Origin of the sequence: Rhizobium sp. CCGE 510 (assembly GCF_000292525.1) — a bacterium.
In the GTDB taxonomy this organism is placed as follows: domain Bacteria; phylum Pseudomonadota; class Alphaproteobacteria; order Rhizobiales; family Rhizobiaceae; genus Rhizobium.
On record NZ_AEYF01000032.1, the window covers coordinates 42,707 to 61,835 of the forward strand.

The 19,129-nt window shown below is 62.2% G+C and carries 18 protein-coding genes and 1 pseudogene; 9 read left to right on the top strand and 10 right to left on the bottom strand.

The window, feature by feature from the left end; genetic code table 11:
• The first annotated feature begins 14 nt into the window (after nt 1-14).
• Both RCCGE510_RS16005 and RCCGE510_RS16010 read left to right on the top strand, forming a co-directional pair.
• Nucleotides 15-206, top strand: coding sequence for a DUF1192 domain-containing protein (locus RCCGE510_RS16005; RefSeq protein ID WP_007631477.1), 192 nt, complete (start codon nt 15-17; stop codon nt 204-206).
• A 389-nt stretch (nt 207-595) separates the two neighbouring features.
• A complete protein-coding gene (locus RCCGE510_RS16010) occupies nt 596-1,111 on the top strand; it encodes a DUF1465 family protein (RefSeq protein ID WP_003542804.1) in 516 nt (171 codons plus the stop codon).
• A gap of 143 nt (nt 1,112-1,254) precedes the next feature.
• Here the strand turns inward: RCCGE510_RS16010 and rpmE are convergent, their stop codons facing one another.
• Nucleotides 1,255-1,476 carry a 50S ribosomal protein L31 gene (gene rpmE, locus RCCGE510_RS16015; RefSeq protein WP_003542805.1) on the bottom strand — a complete coding sequence of 74 codons (222 nt, stop codon included), beginning with the start codon at nt 1,474-1,476 and terminating at the stop codon, nt 1,255-1,257.
• A gap of 193 nt (nt 1,477-1,669) precedes the next feature.
• Here rpmE and RCCGE510_RS16020 point away from each other — a divergent pair, with 193 nt between their 5' ends.
• The 5 genes from RCCGE510_RS16020 (at nt 1,670) to RCCGE510_RS16040 (ending at nt 6,943) form a co-directional block, all read left to right on the top strand.
• On the top strand, nt 1,670-3,472 hold the full coding sequence (locus RCCGE510_RS16020) for an ABC transporter transmembrane domain-containing protein (RefSeq protein WP_007631482.1): 1,803 nt from the start codon (nt 1,670-1,672) through the stop codon (nt 3,470-3,472).
• A 144-nt stretch (nt 3,473-3,616) separates the two neighbouring features.
• Nucleotides 3,617-4,609 (top strand): tripartite tricarboxylate transporter substrate binding protein, encoded by a 993-nt coding sequence (locus RCCGE510_RS16025; RefSeq protein WP_007631483.1) that lies wholly within the window; start codon nt 3,617-3,619, stop codon nt 4,607-4,609.
• 267 nt (nt 4,610-4,876) lie between these two features.
• The gene (locus RCCGE510_RS16030; protein ID WP_007631484.1) at nt 4,877-5,065 is read left to right on the top strand and encodes a YegP family protein; all 189 of its coding nucleotides are present in this window, start codon (nt 4,877-4,879) and stop codon (nt 5,063-5,065) included.
• Nucleotides 5,066-5,331: 266 nt separating this feature from the next.
• Nucleotides 5,332-5,670, top strand: coding sequence for a YciI family protein (locus RCCGE510_RS16035; protein WP_007631485.1), 339 nt, complete (start codon nt 5,332-5,334; stop codon nt 5,668-5,670).
• 7 nt (nt 5,671-5,677) lie between these two features.
• A complete protein-coding gene (locus RCCGE510_RS16040) occupies nt 5,678-6,943 on the top strand; it encodes a DUF6596 domain-containing protein (RefSeq protein ID WP_007631486.1) in 1,266 nt (421 codons plus the stop codon).
• A 257-nt stretch (nt 6,944-7,200) separates the two neighbouring features.
• Here the strand turns inward: RCCGE510_RS16040 and RCCGE510_RS16045 are convergent, their stop codons facing one another.
• From RCCGE510_RS16045 to RCCGE510_RS16055, 3 genes are all read right to left on the bottom strand, one after another.
• Nucleotides 7,201-8,232, bottom strand: a complete 1,032-nt coding sequence (locus tag RCCGE510_RS16045) for a peptidoglycan -binding protein (RefSeq protein WP_007631487.1) — start codon at nt 8,230-8,232, stop codon at nt 7,201-7,203.
• 3 nt (nt 8,233-8,235) lie between these two features.
• Nucleotides 8,236-9,339 carry a MotA/TolQ/ExbB proton channel family protein gene (locus tag RCCGE510_RS16050; RefSeq protein WP_007631488.1) on the bottom strand — a complete coding sequence of 368 codons (1,104 nt, stop codon included), beginning with the start codon at nt 9,337-9,339 and terminating at the stop codon, nt 8,236-8,238.
• A gap of 112 nt (nt 9,340-9,451) precedes the next feature.
• Nucleotides 9,452-10,252, bottom strand: coding sequence for an inositol monophosphatase family protein (locus RCCGE510_RS16055; protein ID WP_007631495.1), 801 nt, complete (start codon nt 10,250-10,252; stop codon nt 9,452-9,454).
• A gap of 214 nt (nt 10,253-10,466) precedes the next feature.
• Here RCCGE510_RS16055 and RCCGE510_RS16060 point away from each other — a divergent pair, with 214 nt between their 5' ends.
• Both RCCGE510_RS16060 and RCCGE510_RS16065 read left to right on the top strand, forming a co-directional pair.
• Nucleotides 10,467-11,045: a TetR/AcrR family transcriptional regulator gene (locus RCCGE510_RS16060; protein ID WP_007631502.1), complete on the top strand. Its 579-nt coding sequence runs from the start codon at nt 10,467-10,469 to the stop codon at nt 11,043-11,045.
• 73 nt (nt 11,046-11,118) lie between these two features.
• The gene (locus RCCGE510_RS16065) at nt 11,119-11,859 is read left to right on the top strand and encodes a 3-oxoacyl-ACP reductase family protein (RefSeq protein WP_007631504.1); all 741 of its coding nucleotides are present in this window, start codon (nt 11,119-11,121) and stop codon (nt 11,857-11,859) included.
• Nucleotides 11,860-11,928: 69 nt separating this feature from the next.
• Here RCCGE510_RS16065 and RCCGE510_RS16070 read toward each other — a convergent pair whose 3' ends face one another.
• The 6 genes and pseudogenes from RCCGE510_RS16070 to RCCGE510_RS16095 all read right to left on the bottom strand — a co-directional run.
• A complete protein-coding gene (locus tag RCCGE510_RS16070; protein ID WP_007631506.1) occupies nt 11,929-13,026 on the bottom strand; it encodes a chemotaxis response regulator protein-glutamate methylesterase in 1,098 nt (365 codons plus the stop codon).
• Nucleotides 13,027-13,033: 7 nt separating this feature from the next.
• Entirely contained in the window at nt 13,034-13,891 is an 858-nt protein-coding gene (locus tag RCCGE510_RS16075) for a CheR family methyltransferase (protein ID WP_007631507.1), read from the bottom strand.
• Between the two features lie 30 nt (nt 13,892-13,921).
• Nucleotides 13,922-14,404: a chemotaxis protein CheW gene (locus RCCGE510_RS16080; RefSeq protein WP_192815313.1), complete on the bottom strand. Its 483-nt coding sequence runs from the start codon at nt 14,402-14,404 to the stop codon at nt 13,922-13,924.
• The gene (locus RCCGE510_RS16085; RefSeq protein WP_007631512.1) at nt 14,401-16,218 is read right to left on the bottom strand and encodes a HAMP domain-containing methyl-accepting chemotaxis protein; all 1,818 of its coding nucleotides are present in this window, start codon (nt 16,216-16,218) and stop codon (nt 14,401-14,403) included. The genes RCCGE510_RS16080 and RCCGE510_RS16085 overlap by 4 nt, the downstream gene beginning before the upstream one ends.
• Nucleotides 16,219-16,406: 188 nt before the next feature.
• Entirely contained in the window at nt 16,407-18,464 is a 2,058-nt protein-coding gene (locus RCCGE510_RS16090) for a methyl-accepting chemotaxis protein (protein ID WP_007631521.1), read from the bottom strand.
• Nucleotides 18,465-18,676: 212 nt separating this feature from the next.
• A pseudogene (locus tag RCCGE510_RS16095) lies at nt 18,677-19,129 on the bottom strand (methyl-accepting chemotaxis protein); the annotation flags it as partial.

The window sequence follows — 19,129 nt, forward strand, 5'->3', positions numbered from 1 at the left end:
ACGGAGGAGAACCCATGAGCTTCATCGACGACGACCGGCCGCAGAAGAAGGTCGCCCACGAGATCGGCGCCGATCTCTCCATGCTTTCGGCGGACGAGCTGACGGCGAGGGTGGAATTGCTGAAGGCGGAGATCGCCCGTCTCGAGGCCGAAGCCACCCGCAAGGCTTCCGGGCGGCAGGCGGCGGAAAGCTTCTTCCGCTCGTAGTCCCAGAAAACACCGAAAATCAAGGCTGTAGGTGGACAAACGAGTTCGCCTCAAGTCTTACTTCGGCACAATGTTAATAAATTATTAAGCTTTATAAGGTATTACTGTACTCATCCGGATTTTCTCTGGATCTCAGCCAGTTTTCCAAGCGGTAAATTGGTCTGATTTTTCTCCCTGTTTTACCTTGAGAGCCGCTTTTGCGGCTCTTCTTTTTCCTATCGCCGGCGCTTCTCCACGAAACTGTGGAGATTAACCCTTTCTTAAGAAACGGCTTGCGCATTTGGGCTAATGATACCATCTTAAAGTCATAAAGACCGGGCTCGGAAACTTTTCCGTCGGTGCCCGCGTTACCTGAATATATGTAGCTGCGTGCAACAGGGACTATTGCGATGTCGGAAGTTGGATTGAACACGATCAGTTTTGCAGGTCGCGCCGCTGCATCCTCGCAGTTCAAGGCACTTTATGCGGAAGGCATGTCGCTGGTCGAAGAGACCGCCGCCTATCTAGATGGCCAAGGCCGCGCCGCTTCCAAGGTACTGCCGCGGATGGCTTCGGTTCTGTACGCCGCAGAATCGATGCGTCTCACGACGCGTCTCATGCAGATGGCCTCCTGGCTGCTGTTGCAACGTGCCGTCAACAATGGCGAAATGTCCCGCGATCAGGTGCTGGCCGAGAAGAACAAGGTTCGCCTCGATGGCTTCAACGTCGACCGCGCCGCGCCCGGCTGGGGCGACCTGCCGGAATCTTTCCGTGATCTCGTTGAGCGCTCCCTGCGCCTGCAGAACCGCATCGCTTTGCTCGACCGCGAGATCTACCGCCCGTCCGAAGCCGTGATCGTTCATGATAATCAGAACAGCGTCCAGGCCCAGCTTTCCCTGCTGCAGACCGCCTTCGGCAACAACTGACCGTATCTGCGAGAGTTCGATAGAAACCGGCTGCGTCTGACGCGGCCGGTTTTTATTTGCTCGCTAAGCTGTTTCCGAACATCGAGAACACAAAAAAGCCCGGCAAAACCGGGCTTTCTTCGAATTCCATCGAGCAGAAGCGATTAGAGGCCGAGGCCGCCGAAACGCTTGTTGAACTTGGAAACGCGGCCACCGCGGTCCATGAGCTGCTGGTTGCCGCCGGTCCAGGCCGGATGCGATTTGGAATCGATTTCGAGGTTCATGACAGCACCCTCCGAACCCCAGGTCGAGCGGGTTTCGTATTCGGTGCCATCGGTCATGACCACCTTGATCATGTGATATTCGGGATGGATGCCTGCCTTCATAACAATCTTCCTGCGCTACCGGAGTTCAATTTGCCGCATGCAGTTGCGGCCGACGAACCGATTGAATAAATGAAGCCGCAGTCATGATGGCTACGGCTTCCCATTAGGATGCGGTGCCTATACATGAAGGACGCCTAGATAACAAGAGCCAACAGGCCGCATTGAGCGGGCCCTGCGGGCGATCGGAGACGAGTTGGCAGAGCAGGCACGGGCTGAGGAAAACAAGAGGCGGTCGCTACGGCCGCTCGGCAGGCTGACGCCCTACGTCATGCGGTATCGCGGCCTGGTGGCCGGCGCGCTGATCTCGTTGGCGCTTGCCGCCATCACCTCGCTGGCGCTGCCGCTCGCCGTGCGTCGCATGATCGACCACGGCTTCACCCAATCGGACGGCCGCTTCATCAACAGCTACTTCGCCATGCTGATGATCATGGCTGTCGTGCTCGCGGTCGCAAGCGCGTTACGCTATTACTTCGTCATCACCATCGGCGAGCGCATTGTCGCCGATCTTCGCCGCGATGTCTTTTCTCATGTGACGAGGCTGTCGCCCTCCTTCTTCGACGTCAACCAGTCCGGCGAGATCGTCTCGCGCCTGACCGCCGACACGACGCAGATCAAATCCGCCGTCGGCGCCACAGCCTCGGTGGCACTCAGAAACCTCATCCTTTGCCTCGGCGCGATGGGCATGATGATCGTCACCTCGCCGAAGCTTTCCAGCCTCGTCATCGGTGCGATCCCACTGATCGTCTTCCCGCTCGTCGCCTTCGGCCGCTCGGTGCGCAAGCGCTCACGCGCCGCCCAGGATACGCTCGCCGGCGCCTCCGCCTTCGCCAACGAGACGATCGCCGCGACCCGCACTGTCCAGGCCTTCAACGGCGAGGATGCCGCAGCGACGCACTACGGTACAGCCGTCGAATCCGCCTACGAGGCTGCCCGCGCCGCCATCCGCTCGCGTGCGCTGCTGACCGGGATTGCCATCACGCTGATCTTCGGCAGCGTCGTCGCCGTGCTCTGGGTCGGCGCCCACAGCGTGCTCGCCGGCACGCTTTCGGCCGGCACGCTCGGCCAGTTCCTGCTCTATGCCGTCATCTCCGCCGGTTCGCTGGGCGCGCTGTCGGAGGTCTGGGGCGAACTTTCGCAGGCAGCCGGTGCTGCCGACCGGCTGACCGAGCTTCTCGATGAAGTCTCGCCGATCGCCGCGCCCGCCAGCCCGCAGGCTCTTCCTTCGCCCGGCCGCGGCCGCGTCGAATTTGCCGATGTGCACTTTGCCTATCCCTCGCGCCCCGGCAAATCGGCACTGCATGGGTTGAGCTTCGCCATCATGCCGGGTGAGACGGTCGCCATCGTCGGCCCTTCCGGTGCCGGCAAGAGCACAATCTTCTCGCTGCTGCTGCGCTTCTACGATCCGCAGCGGGGCAGCGTGAAAATCGACGATGTCGATGCGCGGCTGACGACGCCCGATGAGCTGCGCCAGCGCATTGCCATCGTGCCGCAGGATGTCACCATCTTTGCCGCCTCGATCCATGACAACATCGCCTTCGGCCGTCCCGGAGCCTCGCGTGACGAGATCCGCGCCGCAGCCCTGGCGGCCCAGGCCGATGAATTCATCACGCGGCTGGATCAGGGTTACGAGACAGAGGTCGGCGAACGTGGCATCACGCTCTCCGGCGGCCAGCGCCAGCGCATCGCCATCGCTCGCGCCATCCTGAAGAACGCGCCGGTGCTGCTGCTCGACGAGGCGACGTCCGCGCTTGACGCCGAAAGCGAGACGCTGGTGCAAAAGGCGCTCGACGGCCTGGTGGACGGTCGCACGACGCTCGTCATCGCCCATCGTCTGGCAACTGTATTGAAGGCCGACCGCATCCTCGTGGTGGATCAGGGCCGCATCGTCGAGGAGGGCACGCATCAGAGTCTGATCCGCCACGGCGGCATCTATGCGCGGCTGGCCCGGCTGCAGTTCGACGCCGCCAACGAGGATGTGCTCGCTGCCACGAAATAGGCCGCCAGCCGATTCTCCGCCGATAGCGACTAAAGTCTGACTTCCCCCGCACCTCCCTGCGGTTGTCTTTCGCGTCTCCTGCCCTACCCTCTTCATGCCCCGGGGTGGGGATATCGCTATCAAAATTCTTGGGAGGAGATAGGAATGGCGCCTTTCGATGTGACGCGACGTGTAAGGCTTGCGCTCGGTTTCGGCGTGCTTGCCGCCTTTGCCTCAGGCGCGCCTGCCACGGCTGCCGATTTTCCCGATCGCGCGATCACCATGGTCGTGCCCTTCGCGGCCGGCGGCTCGACCGATGTCGTTGCCCGCATCGTCGCGCAGAAGATGTCGGAGGATCTCGGCCAGCAGGTGATCGTCCAAAACGTCGCCGGCGCCGGCGGCAATCTCGGCGCCGATAACGTCGCCCGCGCCGAACCTGACGGCTACACCATTCTGATGGGCACCGTCGCCACCCACGCGCTCAATCCGCTCATCCTCAAGGCGACACCCTATGATCCCGAGAAGGATTTCGCGCCGGTCTCGCTGCTTGTCGTCGTGCCGAACGTGCTGGTCGTCAACCCGGAATTGCCGGCCAAGACCGTGCCGGAGCTGATCGCGCTACTGAAGGCCGAGCCCGACAAATACAGCTATGCCTCATCGGGCAACGGCACGCCCCTGCATCTTTCCGGCGAGCTCTTCAAGTCCATGGCCGGTGTCAGCATGCAGCACATTCCCTATAAGGGCGCCGGCCCGGCATTGAACGACGTTATCGGCAATCAGGTGCCGATCATGTTCGACAACCTCCCCTCTTCGTCGAGCCACATCAAGGCCGGCACTTTGCGGGCGCTGGCAGTGACCACGGCCGAGCGCGCGCCCTCCTTCCCCGACGTGCCGACGATCGCCGAGTCAGGCATAGCAGGTTACGAGACCTATACCTGGAATGCGCTTTTCGCGCCGGCCAAGACGCCGAACGAGGTGGTGATGCGCCTCAATGCCTCGGCTAAGAAGGCACTCGCCGACCCCGCCGTTGCTGAACGGATGAAGGAATTCAGCGCCACCATCGTCGGCTCGACGCCCGAGGAACTTGGCGCCCATGTGAAGGCTGAGCTCGCCAAATGGGGACCGGTGGTCAAGGGCGCGAACATCCAGATGGAGTGACGGCGGCAGCGCAGACGCTTTCGCCTGCGTCCGATGGAAATCGTGGCAATTGGACGCTAGAACAGGATGATTTTAGGCTCGTTGGCCTAAAATCTGAATCCTGTTCTACAGCAAAGATTAGAGCATGATGTCGTCCGAAAAACCGCGCACACTTTTCGGCATCATGCTCTAAGCAGCCAATTCTAATTAAGGCAGTGGAAAAGCTCGCCATTTTGATCTAGCCTCCCTGATGCTGATGGTTGCAATTCAGCGTTTCGGGAGACATCCATGTATAAATTCGAAGTTTATAAGGATAAGGCCGGCGAGTTCCGCTTCCGCTTCAAGGCATCGAACGGGGAAGCCATGTTCTCGTCCGAAGGCTACAAGGCGAAGGCGTCCGCCATGAGTGCTATCGAATCGATCAAGAAGAACACGCCAGGTGCCGACGTCATCGACCAGACGAAGGCCGAAGCCTGAGCAGGATGGCAGCGGCGGCGTGAAACGCCGCCCTGCCTCTCCGCGCGGCCGATAAGCAGCGCTGGCGCCTCGAGCCCGGCCTGTTTGCTTGTGATCTCCGCGCCATTTCTTTTTTTTTAGATTTATTGAAAACCATGTCGAAATGGCCGCTGGTCGCGCCTCATTGTCTCGGAACGGCTGAACCGCTCCGCCGGGGTCACGGCTGTCGGGATGTTCCCGATATCGCGATGCCCGGATCAACGCCACAACGAGATCAGGAGTTTGCCATGCAATATGCTCTCATAATTCGCGAAGCCGCCGAGGATTTCGCCAACCGCAGCGATCCCGCCTATCGCGACGGCTGGGTCGCCTACAGCAAGGCGCTCGCCCAGGCGGGGATCATGACCGGCGGCGCTGGGCTGACGGCCCCGGAGACCGGCACGGTCGTGCGGCGCAAAGGCGATGACCACGACGTTCAGGACGGCCCCTATCCGGAAGGCAAGGAACAACTTGGCGGCTTTTATCTGATCGACGTTCCCGACATCGACACCGCACTCGAATGGGCGACCCGCGTGCCGATCTCCGACAAGGGGTCGGTCGAGGTGCGTCCGCGCCTGCAGATGTGAGGCGGCAATGCTGCCCAATGCCGGTCGCGCTGCCGAAAAAGTAGCGCGACAGTCTTACGGCAAGCTCATCGCCTTCCTCGCCGCCCGCTCGCGCGACGTGCCGGCGGCGGAAGACGCACTGTCGGAAGCGCTGGCTTCCGCCCTTCGTGTTTGGCCGGAGCGGGGCGTGCCCGGCAACCCGGAAGCCTGGTTGCTGGTGGCCGCACGCCGCAACCTCATGCAGGCCGCCCGCCACCGCATCGTCGAGACCAATGCGCAGACGACGATATCGGTCGCCTTCGAGGAGGCGGAGGAACGCATGAACGAAGCCGGCCACACCGTCTTTCCCGATGAGCGGCTGAAGCTGCTGTTTGCCTGCACCCATCCCGCCATCGACAGCTCCGTGCATACGGCGCTGATGCTGCAGACCGTTCTCGGCATCGAGGCGAGAACCATTGCACGGGCCTTCGTCGTTTCGCCGGAGGCGATGAGCCAGCGGCTGGTGCGGGCCAAGGTGAAAATCCGCGATGCCGGCATTCCCTTCGCCGTCCCGTCTCGCCCGGCCCTGGCAGGGCGGCTCGCCGCCGTGCTTTCGGCGATCTACGCCGCCTACGGCGTCGGATGGGACGGTCTCGACGGCATCGAAGAGCACCATTCGCTTGCCGGCGAAGCGATCTGGCTCGGCCGCGCGCTTCTGGCGATGCTGCCGGACGAACCGGAGGCAATCGGCCTCCTGTCGCTGATGCTCCACTGCGAGGCCCGCCACAAGGCCCGGCGCGACAGCGATGGCCGATATGTGCCGCTGGACGAGCAGGATATGGTTGCGTGGAACGCGATCATGATAGCCGAGGCGGATGCCCTGCTGCGCAAGGCCGGAGGTTTCGACCGGTTCGGCCCCTTCCAGTGCCAGGCCGCGATCCAGTCCGCGCACGCGGCGCGCCGGCTTTCGGGAACGACCGATTGGCCGGCGCTGACGACACTCTACGCAGCGCTGGTGATGATGAAACCGACGCTCGGCGCACGCGTCAACCAGGCTGCGGTGATCGGCAGGGCCTCAAACGCCGCCGCAGGCCTGGAACAACTCGACAAACTCGACCGGCGCGACGTTGCAGCATATCAACCCTATTGGGCCGTGCGAGGCTTTCTTCTGGCACGGACCGGCGACGATGCCGCCGCAGCCGACGCCTATATGGCGGCGATCGGCCTCAGCGACAGCCCCGCGGTGCGCGATTTTCTCGCCGACCGGCTGAAGGAGGCGCGGCAGGCTATCAAGAGCCTTTCCTGGTCAGATTGAAGCATTCTGTTGGCTCAAACGGAGTCGGATGGTCGACCGGCCGGCGCGCGTCGTAGCCCAGTTCTACGGCCAAGCCGGCCGGTCGATCAGCCGGCCCGTTTCAGCCAACCCGAAGGGCCGGGCATCTTTCCGCCAGGATCAGAGGCGATCGGCTCGGACGTATCTGGAGGTATGCCCGTCGCCAATCGCCTCTGCCCTGACGAAAACCTGCTCCGGCAGAATGCTTCAATCTGACCAGGAAAGGCTCTTAAGGCTGATCACTTCTCGGTCAGCTTCAGCTCGATGCGACGGTTGGTGGCGCGCGCATCTGGCGTTTCGCCCGGTGTGATCGGCTGGAACTCACCGAAGCCGGCGGCAGCCAACCGGTCGGCGGGTACACCCTGCGCGATCAGGAACTTGACGACCGAAATCGCGCGGGCCGAGGAGAGCTCCCAATTGTCGCGATAGCGGCCCGTTCCTCCAAGCGGCACATTGTCCGTGTGGCCGTCGACGCGCAGCACCCAGTTGATCTCCGGCGGAATTTCCTTGGCGACATCGAGAAGGGCGGCGGCAAGCTTTGCCATCTCGGTCTGCCCCTCAGGATTGAGATCGGCGCCGCCTGAGGGAAACAGCACTTCCGACTGGAAAACGAAACGATCGCCGACGATGCGGATATTCTCGCGATCCGAAAGGATCTCACGCAGGCGGCCGAAGAAGTCCGAACGGTAGCGGTTCAGCTCTTGTACGCGCGCTGCGAGCGCAACGTTGAGGCGGCTGCCGAGATCGGCGATCTTGGTCTGCGAGACCCGGTCTTTATCCTCCGATGCCTGAAGGGCCGCTTCGACGGCGGCGATCTGGCTGCGAAGCGCTGATATCTGCTGGTTCAGCAGTTCGACTTGGCTGAGCGCCCGCTCGCTCACCTGCTTCTGCTCGTCGAGCTCCTGGGTCATCGAGCCGATCCGCTTCTGCGCCGCATCCTGACCGCCTGAACCGGCACTCAGCAACGCCTGCAGCCGCGAACGATCGCCCTCGGCACTGGCAAGCGAGGCCTGCAGGTTGGCGACCGAATCCTGGAGGTCCTGGTTGCTGCCCTTTTCGAGCGCCAGAAGCTGCGTCAGCTCGTTGATCTGGCTGTTGAGGCGACTGAGCACCTCATCGCGTCCGGTGATCTCCCGGCTGAGAATGAACTGCCCGACGACGAACACCGTCAGCAGGAACATGATTGAGATGAGCAACGTCGACAGCGCATCGACGAAGCCCGGCCAATAATCCACCGTGCGTTCGCGGCGCCGGTTACGGGCAAGAGCCATGGATTACTTGCCCTCGCTCTTTTCTGCCTGGGTGGCACGATCGCGCATGCGCTCGCCCCGGTCGCCCGCGCGCTCCTGAACGCCGATGCGTTCGGCCAGTCGGTCGAGCGTGCGGCGCATTGCCTTAGCCTCGTCCTGCTGTGCCTCGATCCAGTCGCGCAGCATCTGCTGCTCGTTGCGCATGTTCTTGACGAGACCCTGAATGCCTTCGGCAAGGCTTGCCATGGCGGCGACGGAGCGCTGGCCGCCGGCGCCGCCCTCTTCGGAGACCTTGCGCAGATAATCGGAGAGCGCGCGCATGTCCTCCGAGGAAGCGCCGGAAACGGCCTCGAGGGCCGGGGCAAGATCGGAGCCGACATCGGTGACCGAAGAAAGCCAGTTTTCCAGCTCCATGTAGAAGCGGTTCTGCGCGCGGCCGGCCTGCAGGTCGAGGAAGCCGAGAATGAGCGAGCCGGAGAGGCCGAGCAGCGAGGAGGAAAACGCCTGGCCCATGCCCGAAAGCGGCGTGGAAAGCCCTTCCTTCAGCGCCGACAGCACATCTCCCGTGCCGTTCGAACCGGCATCGAGCGATTGGATGACGATGCTGATCGAACCGATCGTGCCAATGAGGCCCCAGAAGGTGCCGAGCAGGCCGAGGAAGACAAGCAGGCCGATCAGGTAGCGCGAGACATCGCGCGATTCGTCGAGGCGGGTGGCGATCGAATCGAGGATCGAGCGCAGCGCCGTCGTCGACAGCGCCACCGAGGTCTTGCGGCTGCCGATCAGCGCCCGCATCGGCGCAAGCAGCCGCGGATTGCGGTTGACCTTGTCGGCACTGCCGGCGGCACGGAACGAGTTGAACCAGCGCACTTCGGGGCGAAGCGCCAGTACGTGGTTGAAAACAAGAATGATTCCGACTGCGAGAACGCCGACGATCAGCCCGTTGAGGCCGGGATTGTGCATGAAGGCGGTCTGCGTCTGGCGAAATAGGATGGCGGCGATAAAGCCGACGATGACGAGGAAAAGCAGCATCGTCCAGAGGAAGGGCATCGGGCTCGAAAGCCTGTAGGCATAACCGCCGGCCGTCTTTTCGGTGGAGCCGATCTCCGCCACATTCACATTTTCCATAGGGTCTGCTGCCTCCGGAGTCATTGCTGGCGGAGACTAGAGCAACATTGTGCCGAATTGAAGTATGCCGCGGCGAAAACCCTGACTTTACAACAGCCGGATTTTCGTTCGCTCACTTGGCGGGAATAGGCCGCTTGACGACTTCGATCAACGCCTTGTGGATATGTTCGTTGCCGGCGACGATCGCGCCGCTCTCCAGAATGGCCGTCCCGCCGTCCCAATCGGTGGCGAACCCGCCGGCTTCGCGGATGAGCAGGATGCCGGCCGCCATGTCCCACGGCGCAAGCTCCGCTTCCCAGAAGCCGTCGAAACGCCCTGCCGCGACATAGGCGAGGTCGAGCGTCGGCGATCCCAAGCGGCGGATGCCCGCCACTTCGCCCATGACGTGGCGAAGCTCGACCAGGAACTTGCCGTGATTGCGCTTGCCGAGCGCCGGCACGCCGCAGCCGATGACGCAATCCGACAGCGCGCGGCGCGCTGCGACGCGCAGGCGCCGGTCGTTGAGGAAGGCGCCGCCGCCGCGCTCAGCGGTGTAGAGCTCGTCGGTGGCCGGATTGAAGACCACGGCGGCAACAATCTCACCGTTGCGTTCGAGCGAAATCGAGATAGCGAAGGCCGGGATGCCGTGCAGGAAGTTCGTCGTGCCGTCGAGCGGGTCGACGATCCAGCGATGCGCGCCGTCCGTGCCCTTGATCTCCTCGCTCTCCTCGCCGAGGAAACCATAGGTCGGACGCGCCTTGAGCAGCTCTTCCCTGACAATCTTTTCGGCCTTGCGGTCGGCCGTCGAAACAAAGTCGCCCGGTCCCTTCACGGAAACCTGCAGGTTTTGCACTTCGCCGAAATCACGTCCCAGTGATTTTCCTGCCTTGAGGGCAGCCTGAACCATGACATTGAGAAGAGCTGAACGGGCCATTGGCGCATTTCCTTGGGACTGATACGGGGTGCGCGCTGCCAGGGGCGGGAAGTGTCCCTGAACATACATGACAGGCAGCGCTGCAAAGATTGGCGGCCTCAAGACCACAAAATCAGGCAAATTTCAAGGGGACACACGCATGGCTGCCCTGCGGCACCAAAAACCGTCAATTTTATTCTGGACAGATCAGTCCAATAACGATAGAAGCTTTGACATGGCACGACACAAGGAATTCGATCGCGACACCGCCCTCCATGCTGCCATCGGCGTATTTTCCGAGCACGGCTATGAAGGCACCTCAACCGAGGAACTACTGACGGCGATGAAGATCAGCCGGCAAAGCATGTACGACACCTTCGGCGACAAGCGCGGCCTCTATCTGGAAGCGCTGAAGCGCTACAATGTGGAGAGCATCGACAACATCATCGCCGATCTTCACCGCGACGGCCGGCCGATCGAGGCACTGGAAGGCGCGCTCGTCGCCTTTGCTTCGCGTCCCGCTGCTGAGGCGCGGCGTGGCTGCCTCGGCGTCAGCGCCATCTGCGAATTCGGCCGCACCGATGCCGAGATTGCAGCTCTTACCGACAGCGCCGGCCACGCGCTTCACTCGGCAATCGAAAGTCTTCTCGGCGAGGCTCGCAAGGCCGGAGAACTCGCAACCTATATCGATATCGCCGACGCCATTCAATTTCTCGGCGCTGCTCTATCGGGCATGAAAGTCAGCGCCCGAAACGGCGCCCCGCCCGAGACGCTCCGCAGTATCGCACGCATGGCAATCAGAAGCCTCCGCTGACGAAGGGTAGCACCGAGCTGGCTTTTTTGTGTTTAATTCTAGACTGATCGATCCAAAAACCAAGGAAACCCGCATGTCTCAATCTCTTTCGACCAAGATCGCCCTCGTTACCGGCGGCGCACGCGGCATCGGTGCCGCCATCGTCCGAAGGCTCGCCGCCGACGGCGCCGCTGTCGCCTTCACCTATTCGAGTTCCGAGCACAAGGCGAAGGCAATCGTCGCCGAGTTGGAGGCTGCCGGCGGCAGGGCGCTGTCGATCCGGGCCGACAGTGCCGATGTCAAAGCCGTGCAGGGCGCTGTCGCGCTGACGGCCGAGCATTTTGGTGGGCTCGACATTTTCGTCAGCAATGCCGGCATCCTCATCCTCAACCCGCTCGATCAATATTCGCTCGAGGATTTCGACCGCATGTTCGCCGTCAATGTCCGGGCTGCTTTCGTCGGCATCCAGGCCGCGGCTAAACACATGAAGGAGGGCGGCCGCATCATCACCATTGGCAGCGTCACTGCCGATCGCAGCGGCTTTCCGACGTCCTCGGTCTACAGCATGACGAAGGGCGCGATCGCCTCGATGACCCGCGGCCTTGCCCGCGATCTTGGCCCACGCGGCATCACTGTCAACAATATCCAACCCGGCCCGACCGCGACCGATATGAACCCCCACGAGGACGATCACGAGCGCCTCAAACCGCTGATGGCGCTTGGCAGACTGGGCGAGGACCGCGAGATCGCCGGTCTTGCCGCCTATCTCGCAAGCGCCGAGGCGGCTTTCGTCACTGGCGCTAGCCTGACGATCGATGGAGGATATCTCGCCTGATCCGGACGGAACACATAAAGCCGGCGGCATGGCGATATCGCCGGCTTCCTCGTTCGGTCGAAACCGATTTCAAAACTTCTGCTGCGTCATCAGCACTTCACGGGCGATTTGATCGAGCGGCAGAATACGGTCGACGCCGCCCTTGGCGATCGCCTCCTTTGGCATGCCGAAAACAACGGAGCTCGCCTCGTCCTGCGCCACCGTGTAGGCGCCGGCCTGATGCATTTCCAGCATGCCGCGAGCACCATCGTCGCCCATGCCGGTCATGATGATCCCCATGGCGTTCGAGCCGGCCGAGCGCGCTGCCGAGCGGAAGAGCACGTCGACGGAAGGCCGGTGTCGCGACACCAGCGGCCCGGTCTTCACGCTCACATAATAACGCGCACCCTGGCGTTCGAGCAGCACGTGTTTGTCGCCTGGTGCGATCAGCACATGGCCGCGCAGCACCGGATCGCCATCGACGGCTTCCTTGACCTCGACCTCGCAGAGACCATTCAGCCGTTTGGCGAAGGCGGCGGTGAATTTCTCCGGCATATGCTGGACGATTACCATGCCAGGCGCATTGGCCGGCAGTTCCTCCAGGAACTCGCGCAGCGCCTCCGTGCCACCGGTGGAGGCGCCGACGCAGACCACCATCTCCGTCGTCTTCGCCATCGCCCGCCCCGTCGGCGGCGGCAGCATCACATCCGCCGTCAGCTTCTTGGCCGGCCCCTCAGCGGCAGCCGAGCGGATGGTTCCTGCTGCCCTTCGTACGTTGGAAAGCCGCGCATGCGAGGCGCTCTTGACGACTTCGCGAATACGCATGGCATCTTCGGCGAGGCTGTCGGCGGCCCCGATCTTCGATTTCAGAATGACGTCGACGGCACCGGCCTCCAGCGCCTGGATCAGCGTTTCCGAACCCGCTTCCGTCAGCGACGAGCACATCACCACCGGAATCGGCCGCTGCGCCATCAGCTTGCGCAGGAAAGTGATGCCGTCCATGCGCGGCATCTCCACATCGAGCGTGATGACATCGGGGATCTCCTCCTGAAGCTTCCGCGCCGCCATGAACGGGTCGGATGCGACCGCCATGATCTCGATATCGGGATCCTGCTCCAGCACATGCGTCAGCGTCTGGCGGATGCTGGCGGAATCGTCGACAATCAGTACGCGGATTTTCTTAGCCATGAAGCCTCTAGATACGCTGAAACACCGTGTTCGAGACCTGCTTCAACGGCAGGTCGAAGCCGGTGATCGATTCGGAATGACCGATGAACATATAGCCGCCCTTCGCCAGGCAGTTGCAGAGGCGGTTGAGCACGCCGGCCTGAGTCTGCTTGTCGAAATAGATTAGCACGTTGCGGCAGAAGATAACGTTCATCGCTTCGCCGATCGGGTATTTCTCGTCCATCAGGTTCATCCGGGCAAAACCCACCCTGCTGCGCAGTTTCGGTGTAATGCGCACCTCCCGCCGACCCGGCTGCTTGGCTGTCAGCACGTATTTACGCTGCAGGTCGCGCGGCACGGGCGCGATCAAATCCTCCGGATAGATGCCTCTTCGCGCCGTCTGCAGCACATCGGTGGAAAGGTCGGTGGCAAGCACGCTGTAGGAGACGTCGTTGCGGCTTTCAGCGAATTCCGCCAGCACCATCGCCATCGTATAGGGCTCCGCCCCCGTCGAGCAAGCCGAGCTCCAGGTGCGGATGGTTCGCACGCCGCCATTGGCGATCGCCGGCAACGCCACTGTCTGCAGATAGTCGAAATGCTTGGCTTCGCGGAAGAAGTCGGTCTTGTTGGTCGTGACCACATCGATCAGGTAGACGGCTTCCTGGGCGAGGCCGTCGTGATCGAACAGGAAGTCGCAATAATCGTCGAAGGTCGAATGGTTGGTTGCGCGAAGGCGGCGCCTCAGCCGCCCTTCGAGCATCGTCAGCTTGGTCGGCGGCATCTTGATGCCGCTATAGTCGTAGATGAACCGGGCAAGCTTGTCGAAATTGCGCTTGCTGATCCGGTCGCCCGGCAATTGGATTTCCACCGCTGCTGCCATACTCATAGAACGCCGTACTCCAAGTTGATAACGCAGTCAGGCGGCCGATTGCAGTGCCGAGGCGTCCTCGCGCGACAGCAACCGTGCGAGATCGATGATGACGACGAAGCCGTTTTCACGGCGAACGACGCCGGCGATATAGTCCGAACGCCAACGCACGCCGATATCAGGCGCCGCTTCGATCTGGTCCCGCCGGAACGGCGTGACCTCGAAGACGCGGTCGGCGACGAGGCCGAGCGTCAGGATCCGGTTTTCCATCGGCACGTCGAGGACCAGCACCCGCGTATGCGGCGTCGGTTCCGTCTTCGTCATGCCGAGCTTCAATCGAAGATCGATCGTCGGCACGCCCTGCCCGCGCACGTCGCGCAGGCCGAGCAGATAGTCGGGACCATTCGGAATCTTGAAAGCTTCCGCATAGTCGAGGATTTCTCGTACCACCTCCACCGGCACGGCGAAGATCTCCTCGCCGAGGCTGAAGGTCACGAATTGCGCTTCCAGAGATGTCGTGGCCATGATCATGCGCTTTCCTTGAATTCGGCGTCCCCATCATCGGGACCGCCCATGGAGAGATCGAGAGCGAAACCTTTCACCCGCGCCTGTTGAGCCGCGACAGCATTGGCGGCCGGTTTCTTGGCCGCAGGTTTGCGGCCGGCGGCCGGAGCGGGGCTGCGCACGATCATCCTGGCAGCCGGCGCGCGCGCGCGCGCGCCGCCCGCCATATCAACCTTGAAGAAGGCGATCGACGTCTGCAGCTCTTCGGCCTGCGAGGCCAGTTCCTCGGAGGTCGCCGACATCTGCTCGGAGGCGCCGGCATTTTGCTGCGTCACCTTGTCGAGCTGCTGGATCGCCTCGTTGATCTGGGCAGCACCGATATCCTGCTCGCGGCAGGCAGCGCTGATCTCGGAGACCAGCTCGGCGGTTTTGCGGATATCCGGCACCAGCCGGCCGAGCATGTCGCCGGCCTCCTGGGCGGCCGTCACGGTATCGCCCGACATGGCGCTTATTTCGGCAGCAGCCGACTGGCTGCGTTCGGCAAGCTTGCGCACCTCCGAGGCGACGACCGCAAAACCCTTGCCGTGTTCACCGGCACGAGCTGCTTCCACAGCGGCGTTGAGAGCCAAGAGATCGGTCTGGCGAGCGATTTCCTGGACGATGCCGATCTTCTGGGCGATCGTCCGCATGGCGTCGACCGCACGGGAGACGGCTTCGCCGCTGGCTTCCGCATCCTTGGCCGACTGGCGGGCGATCTTTTCGGTCTGAGCCGCGTTGTCGGCATTCTGCTTGATGTTGGAGGCCATCTCTTCCATCGAAGCCGAGGCCTCTTCGGCGGACGCCGCCTGTTCGGTGGCGCCTTGCGATACCTGCTCGGAGCTCGCCGACAATTCCTGGCTGCCGGAAGAGACATTCTCGGCAGCCGAGATCGCATCGGCGACGACACCGCGCAGGCGTTCGACCATCTGCTCCAGGGCGATGCCCAGCGCATCCTTGTCGGAGAGCGGCTTCGGGGACACCGTCAGGTCGCCGTTTGCGATCTGATCGGCGATCGTCGCAGTGCTGCGCAGGTTCGCCGTCATCCGGCTCATCGAATGGACGAGATCGCGAATTTCGTCATTGCTCTTGTGCTCGATAGTCTGTTCGAGGTCACCGATGCTGACGGCATCTGCCAGATTGACGGCGCGCTTCAAGCCACGGGAGATATTGAGCAGGATCCAGAGAGCAGCAGCCGACGAGACGACAATCAGGCCGATCGTCATCATGACAAGCATATTGCGCGACTGCTTATACTGGTCGTTGGTGGCCGCATCCGTTTCAGCGACGTTGCCGGTCACGGTGTCGTTGAGCTTGGCGAGGATGCCGAGAAGCTGGGTGGTCACCTGTTGACCTTCGCCCATCGAAATGACGCCGGCCTGCGCGTTGGATTCCGTCGTGTTCTGCTTTGCGAGATCGGCAATATGATCCTGCAGCGCCGCCCATTTGCCGTAGAGATCCCCGAACTGCTCCATCCCCGTCTTGATCTCCGGATCGTCGGAGGCGGCGAGCCGGCCATGGAGCGTTTTGATGAGGTCGCGCTGCTGCGAGATCTCATCGACATAGCCGCCGATCTTGCTGGCATCGGTGTTGATGATCGCGTCTTTTTCGGCGCGGATGGCACGCATCACGGCATCGGAAAGATTGCCGGAATCGCGCAGGTTGGCAACCGGACCGGCAACCATGATCGAGATGTCGCTGTTCAGCGACGAGAGATTGTAGGTCGAAAGACCGGCCATGGCGCAGGTCAGGAGAACGATGAAACCGAACACCAGGCTCAGTTTGAGTTTGATCGTGAAGCGCATTCTAACACCCCTCTAATTTGCTGCGGATATCCCGCGAATTTCTATTGCGCAGTGGTGAAGACGCTTCATGCGTTCCCGGTTCTGCCGGCATCCATCGGCGCATCCATGCGTCGGTCTTATTCGAGGGGCCGCTGCAACCGGCCCCGTTCTGCACCGGGAGAGCCCCCACGAGCTTTCCCGAAGAGCGCCTAGGCGCTCTCCCGGAATTCATCGTCCGACGTATCGGGACCGCCCATCGACATATCGAGAGCAAATCCCTTCGCACGAGCCTGCTGGCCGGCAACGCTGTTGGCGGGAGCTGCCTTGCCGGCAGACTTGCGCGCCGCGGACGGGCTTCGCGCGGTCATCTTGACCGCCGCAGCACGTCCCTGACGACCGCTCGGCGCCGCCCTGCCAATGTCCGCCGTCTCGATCTTGAAGAAGGCGATCGAGGCCTGTAGCTCTTCCGCCTGGGCGGCAAGTTCTTCCGAGGTCGCCGACATCTGCTCGGAAGCGCCGGCATTTTGCTGCGTCACTTTGTCGAGCTGCTGAATCGCTTCGTTGATCTGCGAAGCGCCGACATCCTGTTCGCGGCAGGCAGCGCTGATCTCGGAGACCAGCTCGGCGGTTTTGCGGATGTCGGGCACCAGGCGGCCGAGCATGTCGCCGGCCTCCTGGGCAGCAATGACGGTGTCGCTCGACATCAAGCTGATTTCGGCAGCGGCCGACTGACTGCGTTCGGCAAGCTTGCGCACTTCCGATGCGACCACCGCAAAACCCTTACCGTGTTCACCCGCACGAGCGGCTTCCACGGCCGCATTGAGAGCCAAGAGATCGGTCTGGCGGGCGATCTCCTGGACGATGCCGATCTTCTGGGCGATCGTGCGCATCGCATCGACGGCGCGGGCGACCGCGTTGCCGCTCGTCTCTGCATCCCTGGCGGATTGGCGCGCGATCTTTTCCGTCTGGGCAGCGTTGTCGGCATTCTGCTTTATATTGGAAGCCATCTCTTCCATCGAGGCGGAAGCCTCTTCGGCAGAAGCCGCCTGTTCGCTGGCGCCCTGCGAGACCTGTTCCGAGCTTGCCGACAATTCCTGGCTGCCGGCCGAGACGCTCTCGGCGGCAGCAATCGCATCGGTGACGACATCGCGCAGGCGCTCGACCATCTGTGCGAGCGCAATGCCGAGCGTGTCCTTGGCCGACAGCGGCTTGGGAGACACCATCAAATCGCCGTTGGCGATCTGCGTGGCGATCTCGGCTGTGACGCGAAGATTGGTAACCATGCTCTGCATGGCGATGCCGAGCGCATCCTTGGCCGACAGCGGCTTGACCTCGACGGAAAGATCGCCTTCGGCGATCTGGTTGGCGACACCGGCGGTGGCGCGCAGATTGTTCACCATGCCGAGCATGGCGATGCCGAGCGTATCCTTGTCGGAAAGCGGCTTCGGCGTGACGCTGAGGTCGCCGTTCGAGATCTCGTTTGCGATCTCCGCGGTGTTGCGGAGATTATCTGTCATGACGTTGATCGTGTTGACCAGATCCTTGATCTCGTCGTTGCTTCTGATCTCGACCTTCTGACTGAGGTCACCGATGGCGACGGCGCTGGCAACGTTTATGATCTTGCGCAGGCCGCTATTGACCCCGAGCGCGATCCACAGCGCAGCGGCGAACGCGATCACGGAAGCCCCGATAGCGATACCGATCAGCATGTTCTTGGTCGAACTATAGAGAATGTCGTTATCATTATCGGCTTGTGCCATCGACTTCTGCTGAAGCGTGACGAGCGTCTCGAAAACCTCTTCCAATTCCATGACGAGGCCTCGAACCTCTCCCGACGAAAGCGCCGCTGCCGCTGCCCTGTCGCCACCCTCCTGGATGGAGGCGACTTTATTGGAGCCTTCGCTGAAGCGTTTGGCCAGCTCGACCAGCCTGTCCCAGGTGGGCTTGCCCTCGTCAGTTGCGAGCTGTTGGCCGCTTGTGGCGAAGACCACCATTTCATCCAGGCTCTTCGCCGAGTCCTGGTAGTCCTTCCTTGCCACTTCGGGATCCATTTCCAGAAGAGCGTTCTTCTGCCAGCGAACGGCATTGAGCTCGGCGGTCTTTGCTTCCAGAGCCAGTTCCAGCCGTTTTGCGGGACCCGAAATAAGGTTGCCGACGGCATCGTTCAAAGAACTAAGGCTGATGATTCCATAAACCGCGCTGGCCACCAGCAACAGTATGACAAAGCCAAATGCGGCTGCGAGCTTAAGTTTGATTGTAATACGCATCTCAATATTTCTCTCTGAGAACGAGGCAATAAATATGGATCAGGGGCGCAGCATCATGCAGCAAAGAAATTCTGGTAGGCGAAGACATGCCACGGAAGGAAGTTGACGGACTTCCGTGCCAGCACGCGCGTGCCGGAAGCGTGTGTCGCGGGCGAGCTGACTGGCCCACGACAATTGCGAACGAGAGCGGTTAAGCGTTTCCCAGGGGAGCGCTATGCGCTCTCCCTAAACTCGTCGTCGGCCGTGTCGGGACCACCCATCGACATGTCGAGGGCAAATCCCTTCGCGCGGGCCTGCTGACCGGCGACGCTATTGGCCGGCGCCTTGCCGGCCGGCTTGCGCGGTGTGGCCGGAGCCCGGCTGCGGACGGTGAGTTTTGCAGCCGGCGTGCGGTCGCGGCGCCCACCCGCCATATCAACCCTGAAGAAGGCGATCGACGTCTGCAGCTCTTCGGCCTGCGAGGCGAGTTCCTCGGAGGTTGCCGACATCTGCTCGGAGGCGCCGGCATTTTGCTGCGTCACCTTGTCGAGCTGCTGGATCGCCTCGTTGATCTGCGAAGCGCCGATATCCTGTTCGCGGCAGGCAGCGCTGATCTCGGAGACCAGCTCGGCGGTTTTGCGGATATCCGGCACCAGCCGGCCGAGCATGTCGCCGGCCTCCTGGGC